Origin of the sequence: Chitinophaga sp. CF418 (assembly GCF_900142925.1) — a bacterium.
In the GTDB taxonomy this organism is placed as follows: domain Bacteria; phylum Bacteroidota; class Bacteroidia; order Chitinophagales; family Chitinophagaceae; genus Chitinophaga.
Map to the genome: position 1 here is coordinate 252,934 of NZ_FRCN01000003.1, position 18,517 is coordinate 271,450.

15 protein-coding genes are annotated in these 18,517 nt (G+C 46.7%); 3 read left to right on the forward strand and 12 right to left on the reverse strand.

Going from position 1 to position 18,517, the window contains the following annotated elements; translation table 11 throughout:
- Window positions 1-19 precede the first annotated feature (19 nt).
- Together F3I09_RS08715 and F3I09_RS08720 are read left to right on the forward strand one after the other, a co-directional pair.
- Window positions 20-1,927 carry an AAA domain-containing protein gene (locus tag F3I09_RS08715; RefSeq protein WP_149694650.1) on the forward strand — a complete coding sequence of 636 codons (1,908 nt, stop codon included), beginning with the start codon at window positions 20-22 and terminating at the stop codon, window positions 1,925-1,927.
- A gap of 62 nt (window positions 1,928-1,989) precedes the next feature.
- The gene (locus tag F3I09_RS08720; RefSeq protein WP_149694651.1) at window positions 1,990-3,585 is read left to right on the forward strand and encodes a hypothetical protein; all 1,596 of its coding nucleotides are present in this window, start codon (window positions 1,990-1,992) and stop codon (window positions 3,583-3,585) included.
- Between the two features lie 114 nt (window positions 3,586-3,699).
- Here F3I09_RS08720 and F3I09_RS08725 read toward each other — a convergent pair whose 3' ends face one another.
- Together F3I09_RS08725 and F3I09_RS08730 are read right to left on the reverse strand one after the other, a co-directional pair.
- On the reverse strand, window positions 3,700-4,545 hold the full coding sequence (locus F3I09_RS08725) for a hypothetical protein (RefSeq protein WP_149694652.1): 846 nt from the start codon (window positions 4,543-4,545) through the stop codon (window positions 3,700-3,702).
- 292 nt (window positions 4,546-4,837) lie between these two features.
- Window positions 4,838-5,530 carry a sulfite oxidase-like oxidoreductase gene (locus F3I09_RS08730; RefSeq protein ID WP_149694653.1) on the reverse strand — a complete coding sequence of 231 codons (693 nt, stop codon included), beginning with the start codon at window positions 5,528-5,530 and terminating at the stop codon, window positions 4,838-4,840.
- A 291-nt stretch (window positions 5,531-5,821) separates the two neighbouring features.
- On the opposite strand from F3I09_RS08730, the gene F3I09_RS08735 reads away from it, so the two are divergent.
- Window positions 5,822-7,036: a tetratricopeptide repeat protein gene (locus tag F3I09_RS08735; protein ID WP_149694654.1), complete on the forward strand. Its 1,215-nt coding sequence runs from the start codon at window positions 5,822-5,824 to the stop codon at window positions 7,034-7,036.
- Here the strand turns inward: F3I09_RS08735 and F3I09_RS08740 are convergent.
- From F3I09_RS08740 to F3I09_RS08785, 10 genes are read right to left on the reverse strand one after another with little or no spacing between them, the layout of a single operon-like run.
- Window positions 7,026-7,976: a phosphatase PAP2 family protein gene (locus F3I09_RS08740; protein WP_149694655.1), complete on the reverse strand. Its 951-nt coding sequence runs from the start codon at window positions 7,974-7,976 to the stop codon at window positions 7,026-7,028. The two genes, F3I09_RS08735 and F3I09_RS08740, sit on opposite strands and share 11 nt — an antisense overlap.
- A 6-nt stretch (window positions 7,977-7,982) precedes the next feature.
- Entirely contained in the window at window positions 7,983-8,603 is a 621-nt protein-coding gene (locus tag F3I09_RS08745; protein WP_149694656.1) for a sterol desaturase family protein, read from the reverse strand.
- 26 nt (window positions 8,604-8,629) lie between these two features.
- Window positions 8,630-9,904 (reverse strand): DUF4833 domain-containing protein, encoded by a 1,275-nt coding sequence (locus F3I09_RS08750; protein ID WP_149694657.1) that lies wholly within the window; start codon window positions 9,902-9,904, stop codon window positions 8,630-8,632.
- 19 nt (window positions 9,905-9,923) lie between these two features.
- Window positions 9,924-12,470 (reverse strand): DUF5686 and carboxypeptidase-like regulatory domain-containing protein, encoded by a 2,547-nt coding sequence (locus tag F3I09_RS08755; RefSeq protein ID WP_149694658.1) that lies wholly within the window; start codon window positions 12,468-12,470, stop codon window positions 9,924-9,926.
- Window position 12,471: 1 nt separating this feature from the next.
- A complete protein-coding gene (locus F3I09_RS08760) occupies window positions 12,472-12,867 on the reverse strand; it encodes a GtrA family protein (protein ID WP_149694659.1) in 396 nt (131 codons plus the stop codon).
- Window positions 12,864-13,328, reverse strand: coding sequence for a phosphatidylglycerophosphatase A (locus tag F3I09_RS08765; RefSeq protein WP_149694660.1), 465 nt, complete (start codon window positions 13,326-13,328; stop codon window positions 12,864-12,866). Before F3I09_RS08765 ends, F3I09_RS08760 begins: the two co-directional genes overlap by 4 nt.
- Window positions 13,325-14,650: an inositol-3-phosphate synthase gene (locus tag F3I09_RS08770; RefSeq protein ID WP_149694661.1), complete on the reverse strand. Its 1,326-nt coding sequence runs from the start codon at window positions 14,648-14,650 to the stop codon at window positions 13,325-13,327. The genes F3I09_RS08765 and F3I09_RS08770 overlap by 4 nt, the downstream gene beginning before the upstream one ends.
- A 33-nt stretch (window positions 14,651-14,683) precedes the next feature.
- Window positions 14,684-15,667 (reverse strand): NAD(P)-dependent oxidoreductase, encoded by a 984-nt coding sequence (locus F3I09_RS08775; RefSeq protein ID WP_149694662.1) that lies wholly within the window; start codon window positions 15,665-15,667, stop codon window positions 14,684-14,686.
- Window positions 15,664-16,848 (reverse strand): hypothetical protein, encoded by a 1,185-nt coding sequence (locus tag F3I09_RS08780; RefSeq protein ID WP_223233180.1) that lies wholly within the window; start codon window positions 16,846-16,848, stop codon window positions 15,664-15,666. Before F3I09_RS08780 ends, F3I09_RS08775 begins: the two co-directional genes overlap by 4 nt.
- Window positions 16,849-18,054, reverse strand: coding sequence for an aminotransferase class I/II-fold pyridoxal phosphate-dependent enzyme (locus F3I09_RS08785; protein ID WP_149694663.1), 1,206 nt, complete (start codon window positions 18,052-18,054; stop codon window positions 16,849-16,851). It abuts the gene before it with no gap.
- Window positions 18,055-18,517 lie beyond the last annotated feature (463 nt).

The following is an 18,517-nucleotide window of genomic DNA, read 5'->3' on the forward strand; positions in this document are numbered from 1 at the left end:
TTCGTCTTACCTTTGCAGGATGGATTATTTCAAAAAGCTGCTTGAATTACTGAAAACAGAGCGGGAAGTAGACAGGAAAGCATATCTGGAAATGACAGCATCAACATCCGTAGCCGAACGCAGGGCTAATGGACTTACCTGGTACCCTATCGCCATCAGAGGTTCGGAAATGAGCCGCGGAGACTATCTCACCGTGGAAGTAGAACGTACCACCCACCAGGATATCGGTCACCAGCTCCGTTTTGGCGTATCAGCAGTCCTTTTTTCGAATCATGATCCTAAAACCGACCGGGTAGAAGGTACTATCTCCTACCAGGGCGGAAACCGCCTGAAAATCACCCTCCGCACGGATGAGCTGCCCGAATGGGCCAATAATGGCAAACTGGGCATCGACCTGCTGTTTGACGACAACAGCTACGATGAGATGCAGAATGCCCTAAAACAGGCCGATACACGTATCAGCAAGGAAGAGAATGATCACCTCATCAGGATACTGACCGGTGAGAAATCGCCTACCTTCCGGGATGATCTTGCCCCTGTACCCACCTCCCGCCTGAATGAGTCCCAGCAGGCAGCTGTGAACCGGATACTCGCTGCAAATGACCTGGCTATCGTACATGGCCCTCCCGGCACCGGAAAGACCACTACCCTGGTGCAGGCCATCAAGGCACTGATCAAACAGGATAACAAACAGGTATTGGTGGTTGCACCCAGCAATACCGCCGTGGACCTGCTGAGTGAAAAACTGTCTGACGAAGGCCTCAACGTGCTACGCGTAGGTAATCCTGCCCGTGTTTCCGACAGGCTTTCAGCCCTGACGCTGGACAGCCGGATGGCGGAACATAACAGCATGAAGGAGATCAAACGCCTGAAAAAACAGGCCAATGAATTCAGGGACATGGCCCACAAATACAAGCGGAACTTCGGAAAGGCAGAACGGGAACAACGCAAGGCGCTGTTTGACGAGGCCCGCAGTATCATGAAATCCATCGAAAATACCGAACAATATATCATGGACGACCTGCTGGCAAAGGCCCAGGTGATAACGGCTACCCTGGTAGGCGCCAATCACTACACCGTACGCCAGCTGAAATACCATACCATCGTCATTGACGAAGCCGGACAGGCTTTGGAACCCGCCTGCTGGATCCCCATACTGAAGGCACAGAAGGTAGTGCTGGCCGGCGACCATTGCCAGCTGTCTCCTACTGTTAAGTCGGACGAAGCCGCCAGGAACGGGTTGAGCACCACCCTGCTGGAAAAATGCATTGCCAGGCATCCGGAATCTGTTGTGTTGCTGGAAGAGCAATACCGCATGCACCAGCTGATCATGGGCTACTCCTCAGCCATCTTCTATAAAGATAAACTGAAGGCCCACGCCTCTGTGGCCGGACATACCCTCTTCCCCCAGGATATGCCCCTCTCCTTCGTGGATACCGCTGGCTGTGGATTTGACGAAAAATCTGAAGGCACCAGCACCACCAATCCGGAGGAAGCTGCCTTCCTGTTCAAACATCTTACGCAGTTTGTAACAGGGCTTAACACGCATTATCAACAGGAAGATTTCCCTTCCATCGCTATCATTTCCCCCTATAAACAACAGATCCATCTCCTGAAGGAACAGCTGCAGGATTCTCCGGAACTGCAATCCTATGGGGACAAGATCTCCGTGAATACGATCGATAGTTTCCAGGGCCAGGAAAGGGATATTGTATATATCAGCATGACCAGGAGTAACAACGATAATAAGATCGGGTTCCTTTCCGACATTCGCCGTATGAATGTGGCCATGACAAGGGCCCGAAAGAAGCTGGTAATCATCGGCGACAGCGCCACATTGTCCCAACTGCCCTTCTATGCCGGGTTTATCTCCTATGCAGAACAGCAAAACGCCTACCAGAGCGCCTGGGAATTTATGGATAACTAGGCCGGAAATTTTGATACCTTTATTGCCAATTGTCATTATATCCATCCTAACAACCTGAACCTATGAAAAGAATCACCCTGATGTGCCTGGTGACACTATTGCAGGCATTTGCCTATGGGCAATTCAAAACTGTAGCTGAATCTCCCTTATTTGAGGAACCTGAAACCGGTCATGCGAAACTGCTCCAGCTTAAAAATGGCAATACCGTCGTCGTACATCTGAGCGCCAGAAACGGAATAGATATTACCATTTACAATCCCGAACATAAGCTGGCGGGTCATAAACATCATGATCCCTCTTTTGGAAAACTGAAAGGAGCCCGTGTCAATGCCATTTTCGAAACCAATAGTACTATCGCAGTCCTGATCAGCGAAGTCCAGGAAAGAATGCCTGTCCTCTACAGATTACTGTTTGACGGTGCTACCGGCAACCTGGAAAGGGAAGAAAAGATCGCGGAAGCGGAAAAATACCTGTTCAAGGACGTACGCTGGATACCCGAATTTGACCCTGTGAACTCTTTCTCTGTCAGTAAAGATCCTGCCAGCGATAATTACGCAATATTCATCCGTCGCGATAAAAGCGACCGGGCAGATAAAAACCAGATGGAGGTAGCCGTTTATAACGGGGACCACCAGGAGATCAGCCGGGCCTTTTACCAGCCGGCTTTTAAATATGCCTCCCTGAACTACCTGGATATGGCTGTATTGGGAGATGACAGGGTATGCATCCTGGGGTTTGCGTACAATGAAATCGCCTCCAATGACCGGGAAGGGCAACTGGTGATGATGACACTGACCAAAAGCGGAAGACGTATGACGTCTGAACTACTGGACCTTTCTGACAACCGCATTGCCGATAGTGCTATTGTGCGGTTCAATCCTGTTACAAAGAAACTGATGCTGCTGGGCGCTGCTCATATAGAGGACGCCAACCCGCAGCCATATGCAGGGTTCCTGCTCGTTATAGACCCTTTTAAAGCCAAAGTTGAGCAGGAGATCAATCTATATCCTGCCGAAGCAGATGTGCAGAAAAAGAAGTTATATGGGGCAAAAGAAACATTTACAGGAATGCCGCAGGACCTCGTCATCAACGATGACGGCAGCTTTTCTGTTATTTATGAAGAACTGATCAACGAAGCGCATACCCCAAGGGATGCTACGCCTTATACTTACTACATGCTGGACAACGTCGCGGTTGCCTCATTTGATGTGAATGGCAAAATGCTGTCTGCCAGCTTCATTCCGAAAAAACAGTATCTCAAAAATACCGCCTACCCTTCTTTCTATATCGCACATAGAAAACTCTCCACCCAGCACCTGATCCAGGCGGATCAATACCGTTCATTTTCTTACCTGCATACAAAGCGTAAATTATACGTTCTCCTGAATGATGCAGAACAAAACACACATCCGGAAAACGGGAATATAGTACAATTGCGTTCACTGGCCGGTGGACAGGCATTTTCCTATGTAACAGGAAGCCCTGCGCCGGAACGGAGCCTGTTCTTTGGTCCGCTGAAGAAAGAGGAAAAACATGCACTGGCGGTATTCAATCTTTCAGATTATAACAACGCTACCAATACATATGTAACACTCAAGCTGGAAATGACCGCGAAGGAAAGAAAATCCAGGCTGGTGTGGCTGACGCCGGAAGAATAAAAAAAAGGCTAAAGTAGGAATACTCCAGCCATTGCTAAACCTACAACTGTTTACACTGTTCATGTAACATAAGTTCCTGTCACAGTTGTCATGACAGCGGGGTGTTACCAGTTACTATTTCTCAGGCGCTGGTAACGTTCCGTTGTTATTAACAGGCCAGATGCCTGGTGTCGGAACGCTCACACCTTTGGTGTTACCCCTTTTACTTTCGTCTCCGCCATAGTAATACAAGGCCCAGCCTCTGTAGGCAAGTTGTTTCTTACCATGTACATCTATCACTCCAAAGTCAACCTTTTTCAGGATAGTGGGAATATTTTGTACTGCTGCTTCCTGGTAAACAGGCCATACGGCATCATTACTGAAATCAGGCAGTGTGTATTTGTTAATGTTGAACGAATCTTTTGAGAACTGATACAGCGTTCTGCCGTAATCATCCGTGATAAATGCTGTCAGCTCCTCTCCCGGAACATATTTGCCGGTGTATTTAACACCATCTTTACCAACCAGTTGTGCTTTACCTAATGCTACAGAATAATCAGGTTTTGCGGTGAACCAGGTACCGCCTACGCTATCACCTTTGATATCACCGGCTTTGGCATCACCCTGGAAATAGTACAGCGGCCAACCTTTATAGGTAGACTGTTTTGCGCCGTCGGCACGGGTGATCACACCAAAATCTGCGGCGTCAAGGCCTGTTTCAAGGCTTGGGTTGGCTTTGTAGAATACAGGCCACTTCACAATACAGTCGCCGCTGCAGGCAGCCTGTCCATTCACATCCAATGCAAAGGAGTAGAGGGTACGTCCCTGTTTGTCAGTTAATATTTTTCCCAGTTTCTCGTTGGTCTGCAGTTTTACATCTGCCACAGAAGGGTTCTGAACATCATCATCATCATCACAGCTTACAATACATGCTGCTAAAACAAAGAGAGACATCGCAGCTAAGGTTTTTCTGAACTTCATTTTGAGTTGTTTAATGATTACTCTGATTGAGTATGCAAAGCTCAAAATATCTGCGTTCATTGAAAATTACCAAACCTGGTCATATTCATCCCCTATTCTAGTGATCTGACACCATTTTTCGCCGGAAGTACTCACTTTTTGAGACCACAAAGCTACAACTCGTCACATCAACAGAATTATACATAACAAAGTAAAAATGATAAAAATCAAACAATTAGGGAGGAAATGGAGGGGTAACACTGTGTGTTTGTAGCCCGGGGACACAATGCCCCCGGGAATCGGGCCGGGCAAATCAGCTATAACGGTCGTTCCTCCAGGGATACGCAGTATTGGAATAACCCCGCTCTTCCCAGAAGCCTAATTTGTTCTGTGTCAGGAATTCTATCCTGTGGATCCATTTTGATCCCTTCCAGGCATATAACTGAGGCGTAATCATTCTTACAGGACCGCCATGTTCTATCGGCAAAGGCGCTCCCTCAACGGTATGCACCAGCAACACATCGGGTTTCAATGCTTCTTCCAGGGAAACATTGGTGGTATAATCATCATATCCGTAACACAGGATATGTGTGGCATTCTCATTAGGCTGCACCAGTGCTGCCAGGTCCAGCAGGCGTACTCCTTTCCAGTTCATGTCCAGTTTGGACCAGGTGGTTACACAGTGGAAGTCGGAAGTATCTTCTGTTTGCGGCAAAGCCATAAAATCGTCCCAGGTGAGTTCCACCGGGTGTTCCACCGCTCCATCTATCACCAGTCTCCATTCATCCAGGGGAATCTCCGGTTCAATACCCAGGTCCAGCACTGGCCATTTATGGGTGATGATCTGACCAACAGGTACTACCGGCATGCCATGACGGTTCGGCTTACCGGAACCCATTGGCTTATCGTCGGCAACAGAAGGCGTCTGTCTGATCTTGTCCTCAAAACGGGCTTTCAGCTTCATACGCGCTTCTACCACCCTTTTTAACTTTTCTGATTCTTCCATGAGATGAAGTTAGGCATTATTGAAAAATTTGTGAATATGAATATCAAACATTTAACCAGCCAACGCCTATACGGCCTGTACCATTCTTTTCATTTTTCCCGGCATAACACCCTCAGTCACAATCCAATTGCAGTGAAAAATGGTATACTTGTTTTAACGGAGGATCTGCATTTGTGATGATTGACCGGAACGCCCCCGGAATGAGGTATCAGCGCATTGAATTCTGGCAATTTGACCGCTGGCAGATACCCATAAATAATATAAATTTGATATTGTACTTAACCATTGCTGATGCTTTTGACTTCCTCCTATGAACTGAAGACAGCATTTGCCTATGCCAGGACTTTTAGCCTGGAGAGGAAGCTTTTTTACATAGATAGCCAGATGATCCTCCTGGGTATTCTGGACTCTTATGCCAGCGATATCGCGATCGATACCGCAGACAGGGAAAAGCTGATCGGGTGGCTGCATGCCCTCAACTGGGAACAACGCCCCGGTACTATCATCCCCACGGGTAACAGGCCAAAGGTTCCTATTATGACAGAGGCGGAAAGAATGCTGGAAAATGCGGCTTATTACCAGAAAAAACTGGGAGATGAACAACTCCATCCGCAGCACATCATCCTCTCGCTGCTCAGCATAGAAAACCGCTGCCAGTACAAATTCCAGTCCCTTGGTATCATCTTCGACAGCTACCTGGAACAGATCCGGGCGCTCAGGAATATACAGACCGATGTCCCTTTCCGTAGCCCCCGTGTCAAGACTTCCCATATCAGTTTCTTCCACCCGCTGATCCGGCTGTTTTATGGCCCTCAGCAGAAGAAATTAGCTGTAGAAAGGTATTTCAGGGAGGCACAGGCATTGCTGCAGTATAATGATATCCATAGGTGCCGGGCGCTCTGCCACCTGGTGTTACAGATGCAGCCCGATCATGTGAATGCATTATGGCTGTCGGGGGTGACCTGGAGAGTGGAAAGGAATTTTCAAAAGGCCCTCCCCTTTTATGAAAAGGTACACAAAAAACATCCGCAGCATACAGGCGTACTGGCAGAAGTAGCGCATTGTTACAGTGAGCTGGGCAATCATGCAGGGGCACAACGCCTGTACGCACATGCCTTATCCCTGAATCCGGGGTCTTCCGAACTGCTGAACAGCCTCGGATTTGAATGTATCAAGCTGGAACTGTATGTGGAAGCGATCTCTTATTTTGATCAGGCCATTGCGTATGATGAGGAATGCGCCTATGCCTATAACAATAAAGGCTATGTGCTGATGCACCTGGGATTTCCGGCGGCGGCCAGGGAACTCATACTGAAATCACTGCAGTTCAATAAAGGTAATGCCTATGCCTATAGGAACCTGGCATTGCTCGCCCTGAAAGAACAAGACGAAGACACTGCCAGGGAAATGCTCCTGAAGGCGCAACGATTTCACTTTAAACGTAATTATGGCAATGAAGTGGAAGAATTGCTACGCCGCCTGGGCAAACAAAAAGCTACTTCGTAACAGCTAAATAATACTTGTTGATCCGCTCATTATAAGCCACACTCCTCATCAGTACGAGCCTGTATAAGGCAATACCTACGCCGGCGCAGGCAATTCCTGCCAATACATCCAGTACGTAATGATGGCTGGTATAAACTGCTGCAAACCAGATACCGAGGGAGATGATCCCAAAAATAGTCGTAAAGAACAGATTGGTGGTCTTCCTGGCGTAAAAGAATACGATCAGCGGATAGGCAGAATGCAATGATGGCATTGCTGCGAATACGTTTGATCCTTTTGCATATAGTGATCCGAAGATATTAACGTTCAGCGCGGTGTCAAACCTGGCCAGTCCGGCGGTATTACCCGGAGTGCTGGCTATGAAGTCAAAACCATGTAACTGTACATACCATGGTGGTGCGGCAGGATAAGTATAATAGATGATATACCCGATCCAGTTAACCAGTATAAAGCTAAAGGCGAAATGCAGGAATTCAAGCCTGTCCTTATAAAACAGGTAAGTAGCGAATGCCAGCGGTACCGGCACCCAGCATAAATAGAATGATCCTGTCAGCACATCCAGCCATACCCTGGTATGATGCAGCCAGTATTCGTTCGGGGTTACTCTCACCCCATCCATCATCACGCCGAACCATGCTTTTTCCGTCTCATAAATGTCCTTGATATGTACAGGCCCCGTCAGGTAATTCGGGAATGCCTTCATATAATCGAACACGATCCAATAAAAAATGAAGATCGAAAAACCCAGTATAAAACGCCGGGTCGGTCTTGATACGTAATAGCAAACATTAAAAATAGCAATCAGCCATAGCTGATCAGTCTTAAAGCCAACCAGCCAGCCTGAAAGCAACAGATAAGCTATGCTGATCGCAGTAACGATCAGCATATTTCGCCTATCAAAAAAAGCAGTTGTAGGCCTGGCAGGAACCGGTGCATCCATCTTATCTCACTTTTGAAAATCTGATCCGAAGATCTTGTCCCAGAACGAAGAACTCACACCATACCCTTTGGAAGCATCGGCATAGTGATGCATCATGTGGTGTTTCTTTAACTTCTTCCAGAACTTTGCCTTAAAATTGAAATGGTGCAGGGCATAGTGGGAGATATCGTAGAAAAGATATCCGCCTATAAAGCCTGCATAAAATCCGTAGAAATATATTTCGGGTATAAAACTTCTATATAGGAACCAGAAGCCCAGCGCCAGCGGTATGCTCACAGATGGCGGCAATACCAGGCGTAATCTGTCATTGGGATAATCATGGTGCACACCATGGAAAATGAAGTGCAGCTTTCTTCCCCAGGAAGACTCCGGTTCAAAATGGAATACAAAGCGATGCATGATATATTCTGTCAGCGACCAGATAAAGATACCCGCCAGTACGCTGAGCAGCCATATCAGTACACCTGTATTCACTGTTACCAGCGCCGTCCAGCAGCAATAAACGATAACAGGAACGTATAAGAACAGCGGAATGCTGAAATGTACCTTAGATAATTTTTCCAGTAGTCCGTTCTTGAACATAGGCACAGACTCTTGCGAGTTGGAAACGTACTGTCTATTACTCATTCGTCTTGAATTTAACTATCAACCATTTATGGCTTGAACTGCTCCTTTATTTCTTTGCCGGTAGCAGGGTCTACTCCTTTCATTTCTATGTATACCACGTTCGGGAACCAGAAGGTGCCACCTTCGATCTGCAGGTAGATCCTGTTCAGCTGCGCCATTACGGTACCGATCTGCGTGTAGATATGGTAGTCGCCCTGGGCAGACCTCATCAGGTACATCTTTTTCTTATCATAGGCTACGGAACGTATTTCATATCTGTCCTTCGCCAGTTGTTTTACCTTCAGTCCGTAGGCAAATTTACGTTGTATATAATTTAATCCTTTCTTTTCACCATTTTCCGTGTACCTGATCCAGTAAATATTCACCGGCTGATCTTCGTCCAGTGTACCATCTTTCTGCAGATTCAGGTCGTACACAATCGTGTTCGCATTCGGCGTACGCTGCATGTAGAACAGCATATGCGGAATATTCTGCGGTACCGGGAATACCGGTTCTGTTCTCACCTTCTGTACATTCGCCATTGTCATAACAGGCATTACCATGATGAGCAGTGCGATCACCGGAGTGGTGGTAGCGCTTCTGATCACGCGGGTTACCTGGTCCTGCTGATCCATTGCCTTCTTTGCATCCTTTAGGCGGCCTACCGCTGTTATATTGGTCATGATCGCCATAATGAACAGTGGGAAGGTAAAGATCGAGATGGTTTCAAATACATGGAAAGGAATACCCGGTATAAACAGTTTGTAATCCCCGCCAATGAAATGTGAAGTGATACCGCAGGCGATGGCTGATACGGAAATGATCACGATCCTTTCCGGGCGTTGCATCAGCCCTCCTTTACACTCAATACCAAGACCTTCCGCACGCGCCCTGGTATAGCTTACCATCATAGAGCCGATCAGCGCAATAAAGGCGAATATGGAGCTCAGGAAATAGTGATGTCCGATCAGGTAATAACAGATCCCCAGGAACAGGACCATTTCGCTGTATCGGTCCAGTACAGAGTCAAACAGGGCCCCGAAACGCGACCCCATATTTCCCAGGCGGGCTACCTGACCGTCCAGCATATCAAATAACCCTGCAAAAAGGATCAGGGCACCGGCCCATCCTACGTAGGACAGGTCTCCCCTGTTGCCTTCCTCGACTCCCGTCACAAATATCACTACCACACCTATGTTCAGCAGGAATCCGATCAGGGTGACAGCGTTAGGCGTCAGCCCCATCTTGATCAGGCCCTTTACCAAAGGGTTGATCACTACGTAAATTGCTTGCTGCAACTTATCTCTGAATCGTTTTTTCATGGCTTACGATTGAAAAACATTAAAAATCAAATCTAACTCTGCCTCTGATACCCCAATTAGAAATCAATGGGTTATCCAGGTAAGTAAACCTCTTTACGAGATCTATCCTGAGCAGTTTAAATATATTGGCGATACCGACGCTACCTTCCACATATGGCGTATTGCCAAGTGTATAGGTGATCGGCACTCCATCTGAATAATTTGAGAACTGTATCTTCGTCGGATCCAGCCTTGGATCGTTGCCTTTGCTCAATCCTCCGTACAGCACCTTCACCGTTGCTACCTCACGGAGTTTCAATTTTTTCAGCAAAGGTATCTTATTGAAGATAAATCCATTAAAGCTATGGTCAATATTTATACCAGCATAGCGGTCACTCACAAATTCCAGGAAGTTCATCAGGTTATAAGACTGTAACTGGTAAGCATATGACTGGTTCGCTCTGTGGATGGTCAACAACGGATAAGGTATGTGTCCGAAGATGTAGCCACCCTCTACAACCACCTCACTATATCCAAGCTGTGAAAGGTATACCATCTTATAAATATTCAGGGTGATGTTCTGGTAATTGTAACCACTGTTGAACAGCCCCTTCACTCCCGCGATTGCTCTGAGTGTGAAGATAGGATATTTGTTGGGGATGGGGATCCTGAAGTTCTTACCCTGGTAGAACTGTTCATGAGGCGCCCAACGCAGCTCCAGCGACAACTCTGAAGTAGTGATCTTCTTCACACTGTCAGCAATGCTGGTGCCTTTGTAATAAGACAGGGTACCCGCTGGCGTCTGCTGCCAGTGTTTGAACCCTACCTGGAAAGATGAGTGGTTGTACAGCTCATGCAGGTAATACACCCTGTAAATGTCATTGTACAGCCATTTATCGTTGTTACCACGCTTGAAGGACAGCAGGAAGTTGTCTTCCTGTACGAACTGCAGCTCCTGACCCGGGATCTTAGTATCGTGCTGGTAGCTCGCCTTGACAGCGCGTACCGGCCAGTCGTAAATGGACTTATGGTTAAAGGCATAAGAGCCTCCGAAGTAATATTTCCATTTCTGATCCTTGAAACCGTAGGCGCCGTATCCTTCCAGGTAAATGCTCTTATTGAACTTAGGTGTGGTCCTTCCTCCCAACCTCAGGCGGAAGCCTTCCACCGGGTTGAAGTTATAGAACGTATTCACCGGGCCTACTTCAAACTTGGGACCTACGCTCTTCCAGCCGGCCAGCAACAGGGTTGCAATGTCCATAGTGCGCCTGAAGGACTTCATATGCTGCAGGCTGTCAATATTGGCATATACCTTCGATTCTGCGGTGGTCAGCGTATCATGCCTGTTCTGTTCCCAGAAGCTTTCCGGCTTCACAGCCTCCTCCTCATTTTCAACATAGGAGCTTCCTTCATAGAACTTTTCCGGCATAGGCTTGTTGATCACCATGTTCTTCAGGGACACTGTACGTTCTCCGTAAAGACCGCTCTTACCCTTGAAGAGACCAAAATCGGCCATCAGGGTGTTCTTATTCATGAAGTAACGGCCATCTGGTGTCTTTTCGAAGTCCATATAGAGGTGGAAATCACGGATAAAGTTCAGGTTGATCTCTTTATTGGCCGTCATATCCGCCTTCTGTATAGCGTATTTCCCATCCAGCGTGATATACATTTTACCTTCCAGTAAACGGTCTGCTTTGTTCCTGGGATAGAATTCCAGGACAATCAGTTTTGTGCTGTCTGCCGTTTTGATGGTATCGGCAATAAAGTACTTGTAGAAAGTAGGACCCGCATCTGCGATGGGGCTCAGGAACTGGTTGGTGAACAACATCATATTGTTGTCGTAGATATCCACGTCCTGATAAATGTGGTTCAGATAAGCGCTCAGACCGCGGTTATCGATATAATTCTCAAAGCTGACCTTCTTATCAGCTGTGATGATCGTTTTCTTCTTTTCGGGATCCCTGCGGTAGTATACATCCGCCAGTTTCTCTTCCAGGTACATCGGGAGGAGCGAGCGTCCTGCCATCTTGGTTGTATCCTGGTTATCGAACACGAATTTATACTTCCGGGTGAACCGGTTGTTGCTGATTTTTTCAGAGACATTACTCAGTGCAAACTCCAGTTTCTCATACTGGTTATAGTTGGCATAGTCATAATGCTCCATTCTGTTCTTTGATTTGTTATCAATGACCAGTCGGATCAACTCTACAGCCGGGTTATCCTTGTTACGATATCTTTCTTTCTTACGCCTGATTACCACTTCACCCAGGGTTTTTGCACCATTTTCCAGGCTCACATTCCTCACCTGTTCGTTACCTCTCTGTATCCGTATTACAACGGCTTTGTACCCCATCAGGGAAAAGCGTACACTATCTTTTGGGCTATCAAACTGCAATTCGTACCGGCCTGCAGCATCAGTAGAGATGCCAAAGGAAGTACCGGGCACAAAAACGCTTACAAAGGGCAAGGGGGCACCTGTTTTGTCTGTAACCACACCCTTCACCTTCGTTGTCTGCGCAAATACTGAACTAAAGCCGAGCGTAAGCAATAACAAAAGACCTAAACTAATATTTTTACTACCATTCATTCTATCTAACATCTTTAAAAACGAACCGCTTCTGCATTATATAACTATAAGTAAACCCAATCAGCAATGATACTATCATTTTAACCATGGCTACTCTTTCTATAAGACTGTACCATCCTGTAAAATGTAGTATAAGCCACACTCCTGCTGCATTCAGCAGCATGTTCCCCACCCAGGTGATACCATAGCGCAGTGCTTGTCCTCCTATCGCGCCTTTCTCCTTATTAAAGACCCACTGCCGGTTAATCATAAAATTGGCGGCCCCACCTGTAAAGGTACCGGCCATATTAGCACCGACATACCAGGTTCCAGCCTGGGTTGACAGCAGGATCACCGCAAGGAAATCCAGACCTGTCGCTATCAGTGATGAGGCCTGAGCCTTCAAAAACTTCATCATTTTCCAAAAACGTTACTGTGATAAACAATCTGCAGCAACAAGTTGGTATATACTCCTGCTACTACGTCATCCATCATTACTCCAAGTCCTCCCGGTAACTGCTCGGTACGGCGGATCAGTAATGGTTTACGGATATCAAAGAACCTGAACAATACAAGCCCTGCCAGTATGTACCCCGGGGTTACCGGTAGGAACAGCAGGCTAAAGCACATACCGGACACTTCATCTATCACCACTTTTTTGTCGTCCTTACCCCAATAAGGTTCAACTTCCGTACCGGACCAAATGCCTAACAATGTAACTGCGATGGTAATTGCCAGCGGCCACATCACAGATATATTACCACCAGCCTGCGCAAGGTACCAGCAAAGAGCTGTCACGGCGGCAGCAACCGTGCCTCCGCCCTTGCCAATGTAGCCTATGCCCAGGCTGGTAGCGATTATTTTATGAATTCGGATCATCCTTCGTTTAAAATTCCTTCGTAATAATCCAGCCCCAGGTGCGTGATCAGATCTTCACCCATCAGGTAGCGCAGCGTATTCTGCAGCTTGATCAGCTGTTTGAAGATGTCATGCTCAGGACGCAGGCCTGGTGCTGTTTGTGGTGATTTAAGATAGAAGGACAGCCATTCCTGGATACCGCTCATACCGGCACGTTTCGCAAAGTCAATGAACAGAGCGAGGTCGAGTACGATTGGCGCAGCCAGGATAGAGTCGCGGCAAAGGAAATTCACCTTGATCTGCATTTTATAGCCCATCCAACCAAATATGTCAATGTTATCCCAACTTTCCTTGTTGTCCTTACGCGGAGGATAATAGTTGATCCTGATCTTGTGGTACATATCACCATACAGTTCAGGATGTTCATCCGGCATCAGGATATCTTCCAACACACCCAGTTTGGATACTTCTTTTGTTTTAAAGTTATCAGGATCGTCCAGTACCCATCCATCGCGGTTACCCAGGATATTGGTGGAGAACCAGCCTTCCATTCCCAGTGCACGTGCCTGCAAACCTGGGGCCAGGATGGTCTTCATCAGGGTCTGACCAGTTTTGAAGTCTTTACCGGCGATAGGGGTTTTAGTTTTCTTGGACAATTCTACGAGAGCAGGGATATCACAGGTCAGGTTAGGCGCACCGTTCGCAAAAGGAACGCCCAGCGTCAGCGCCGCATATGCATAGATCATGCTCGGAGCAATACGCGGATCGTTATCTTTCAGCCCCTGTTCAAATGTCGCCAGTGACTGGTGAACATCTGCAGCTTCGTGATATATTTCGGTAGAACCGCACCATACCATTACAACACGGTCACAACCTTTCTCTTTCTGGAAATTTTTGATATCCTCTATTACGGCCTGTGCCAGGTCATAACGGGTCTTGTAGTCCTTAACGTGTGTACCATCCAGATTTTTAACAAAGTTTTTATCGAAAGCTGCCTTCATTGGAACGATAGATTCCAGTTCCGGCCTGATAGCTTCCAGCATAAACCTGTCAAGTACTTCAGCTTTGACTGCAGCGGTATACACATTGTCTTCATACACATCCCAACCACCAAATACAAGATCATTCAGATTCGCCAAAGGAACGAAGTCCTTAATCAGCGGATTCCTGTTTTCTGTTCTTTTTCCCAGTCGGATATGGCCCATCTGTGCAACAGAGCCAATGGGCTTGGATAGCCCTTTCTTAATTGATTCTACTCCGGCAATGAATGTCGTGGCTACCGCGCCAAGGCCCGGCATCAGGACACCCAGTTTCCCTTTTGCTTCTTTAATTTGATGTTTCATAAAAATGTGAGACTTTTATTTAACTGTTTTAACCTAAAACCATTTGTTGGTGGTGTACCAGTCTAACGTTTCCCGCATTCCTTTTTCAAGGTTATATGCAGGGCGGTAGCCCAGGTCCTGCCGTATCTTTTCAATGTTACAATCCCAGTTCTCAGCCGTCAATTCATTCAGTTTGTCCCTATTCAGCAAGGGAGCCCCACGACTCACCATTTCCATAATAGTGGCAACAGTTCTGATAACAGGCAGAGGTAGGTGAACACGAAAAGTATGCAGCTTCAGATATTGCTTTATAACATCGGCCAGTGCGTAACGATTGTACCTGTTACCATCTGAAATGTTATACACAGTTCCTGACACAGGAGCTGTCAGTGCCAGCAATGCTGCTTGTGCGAGATCCTTGACGTAGACAAAACTCAACCACTGGGCGCCTTTACCCATATAAGGTTCCAAACCCCGTCTGTATGTCTTGAACAATACGAAAAGGTCCCGTTCTCTTGGCCCATACACTGCGGTGGGCCTTAATACTACCCAGGGGACATCTGAAATAACTCCCAGGTATTCTTCAGCCAGTAATTTACTTTTTCCGTAACTGGTCACCGGTTGGGGCTTCTCCACATCCGGTACAGGCCAGCTGGCATCATATGCTATGGGGCCTACGGCCGCCAGACTGCTAATAAATACAAACTTCTTAATGGATACTCCCGATTCCCCGGCTGCTACCGCCAGGTTAAGGGTATATCCTGCATTGACCCTGTTATATTCGTCCAAAGACTTTGCCTTTGTTATACCTGCTCCATGAATGATATAATCGAATCCATACTTCACGATCAGATCTTTCAGATCATCCTTACTGCTGAAATCAGGATAAACAAAATTTACCGGCAAATGTTTCAGGTGAGAGACATTACTGGCTGCACGTACGGCAGCGTAAACCTCCATTCCTGCAGCCAATGCTGTCTCCACCAGATGATATCCTACAAAACCGCTGGCGCCTGTTATCAGTATCCGGGGTTTCATATTTCTTTTTCGTATATCCTGTAGGTCCTGTAAGGATCTGCGTTTATACCCCGCATAGCGGCATTCATCATTTCATTAGTTTCCAGGATCCAGGATCCTTCTCCGTAAGCAACGCCTTTTGCCCTGCCCACTTTCATTAACTCCCCATAAAAACAGGCATCAATTCCGAGTTTGCGGTGAGATTCCAATACACCCAATGCCAATACCCTCACACCATTTATTTTCTTTTTGCCCAGTAACAGTTTCAGTATACCAGTAGGGAATAAGCGTCCCCTTTTTATCTTTTTAAGGATCTGGTTAATATCCGGGATAGCCAGGGCAAACCCCACCATTTTCCCATTTTCTTCTGCTACAATACCGAAATCAGGATCCAGGATCATTTTCAGATCTTTCGCCAGGTACTCGAACTCCTTCTCTGTCATCGGCACAAAACCAAGGTTCTTGTCCCAGGCGCTGTTATAGATCGCATGGATGTTCTTTACTTCCTCATCAAAATTTTTCAGATTGACACTACGGAAGGTGATATTACGTCTGGTCAGTCTCTCCTTCAATACTGTCATCACACGGAAAGGCCGGTCGTTCATGTACTGGGGAATGATCTTCCAGGCGAACATGGTGATCTTCGTTCCCAGCCCTGCCTCTTCAATCAGTTTGACATAGTAGGGATAGTTGTAAGTCATCATCACCACCGGCTGACCGTCAAACCCTTCTATCAGTAACCCGCAGGTTTCGTTGGTAGAGAAGTTAACAGGGCCGATCAGGGTGCTCAGCTTACGTTCTTTCAGCCACTGGATGGCTGCATTGAACAAGGCCTGGCTTACTTCTTTGTCGTTGATACAATCGAAGAAACCAAAGAAGCCATCGTTCGTTTTATTGAAAATATTGTGGTTCGTATTGTCGATAGCTGCTATCCTGCCCACTATTTCATTACCGCGGAAGGCAAGGAACGCCTGCAGCTGTGAATGTTCATGGAATGGATGTTTTCCCGGAGTCAGAAGGTCACGTTGAGCAATAAACAACTCAGGTACATAATTTTCATCGTTCCTGTACAGATCGTGCGGGAAGTCGATGAACTGGGCCAACTGTTTCTTGCTGGTAACTGATTGAATAGTCACCTTGGGTAAACCGTTGGTTTGTTGTGGAGCATGTACCGTTTGCTGAGATGTCTGCAATGTTTCCATTTATATTTTTTGCTTTAAAGGTACACCGGCACGTATAAATGTCTCCGTTATCTTATCTACTGCCGTCTCGATCTGGGCGAAGGTGTGCGTTGCCATCAGAGAGAACCTGATCAGTGTCGCATCCGGTTGAACTGCCGGAGGTACCACTGGGTTCACGAATACGCCTTCATCCTGCAACATACGCGTGATGCGGAATACGCTTTCTTCATTCCTGATATAGATCGGTATAACAGGTGTTTCTGATACATCTCCGGTATCGAGACCTGCTTCCTTTAATAAGTTACGTGCATAGTTGGTATTGTCCCACAGGCGCTGAATGTGGTCAGGCTCGGACATGATGATGTCCAGAGTGGCAATTACGCTGGCTGCGGCTGCAGGCGTCATACTCGCGCTGAAGATCAGGGAGCGGGCAGCATGCTTCAGGTATTCGATCACATCTTTATCGCCGGCAATAAAGCCACCGAGAGACGCAAAAGACTTACTGAAAGTACCCATGATGACATCTACTTTGTCGGTAAGACCAAAATGAGACGCTGTACCGGCACCATTCACTCCAATTACCCCCAGTCCGTGTGCATCATCTACCATGACACTGGCGCCATAGGTATCAGCCAGGGCTACTATTTCCGGCAGGCGGGCAATATCACCTTCCATACTGAACACACCATCCACAACGATCAGACGGATAGAAGACTGTGGCAGTGCTGATAATTTAGCCTCCAGGTCCTCCATGTTGTTGTGGCGGTACTTGATAACTTTCGAAAAGGACAGACGACTGCCATCAATAATGGAAGCGTGATCCAGCTCGTCCAGAATGATATAATCATTACGGCCCGTCAGGCTCGATAACGCACCCTGGTTAGCCAGGAACCCTGTACTAAAACACAGAGCGGATTCTTTGCCTACATATTCCGCCAGGCGACGTTCCAGTTCCAGGTGAAGATCAAGGGTACCATTGAGGAACCTCGATCCTGCACACCCCGTACCGTACTTGTCAATGGCACGTTTGGCGGCCTCTTTCACCTTGGGATGATTTGTCAGTCCCAGGTAGGAGTTTGATCCGAACATTAACACTTTCTTACCGTCAATATCAACTTCAGTGTCCTGAGAAGAAGAGATCGGTCTAAAATAAGGGTAGATCCCTTTTTCCTTGGTAGTGTAAACTCTGGCCAATGAGGCTTCCTTTGCACGTAACAATTTGCTCATTCTGATATATCTTAAGCTGTTGTATAATCTTTCTACTTTATGCGAAAGTATAAGATTATGTGTTCTGAAAATGTTTTTCAGATCCAAATTTATATATTAACACTAAAAAATTTGCAGTGAATCGATGACGGTAAGCGATAAAGTCCCCCGCAAACAAGCAGTGTTTAATAATATTTCATTCAATTACGAAGACCGGCATACGACGGATTTCGTAACGCTAACAGTATGCTAGTTGCGGTTTAAACATGTAGCTACGGGTTGTAACTAAACAATAGGTGATAAGAATACGGCGGTTTAACAGTATATCCAGTTGTGGTCTAAGGTATGCCATAAGCTGGCTTTTTATGATTATCAAGCCAGAATGACGGCACCAAATTAGGAAAAAATTTCAATTAAACGTCAAAAACATTAGGGGGGAACGCCAAAATATTACAGATATACAACAAAGCGATAATTTCATCAT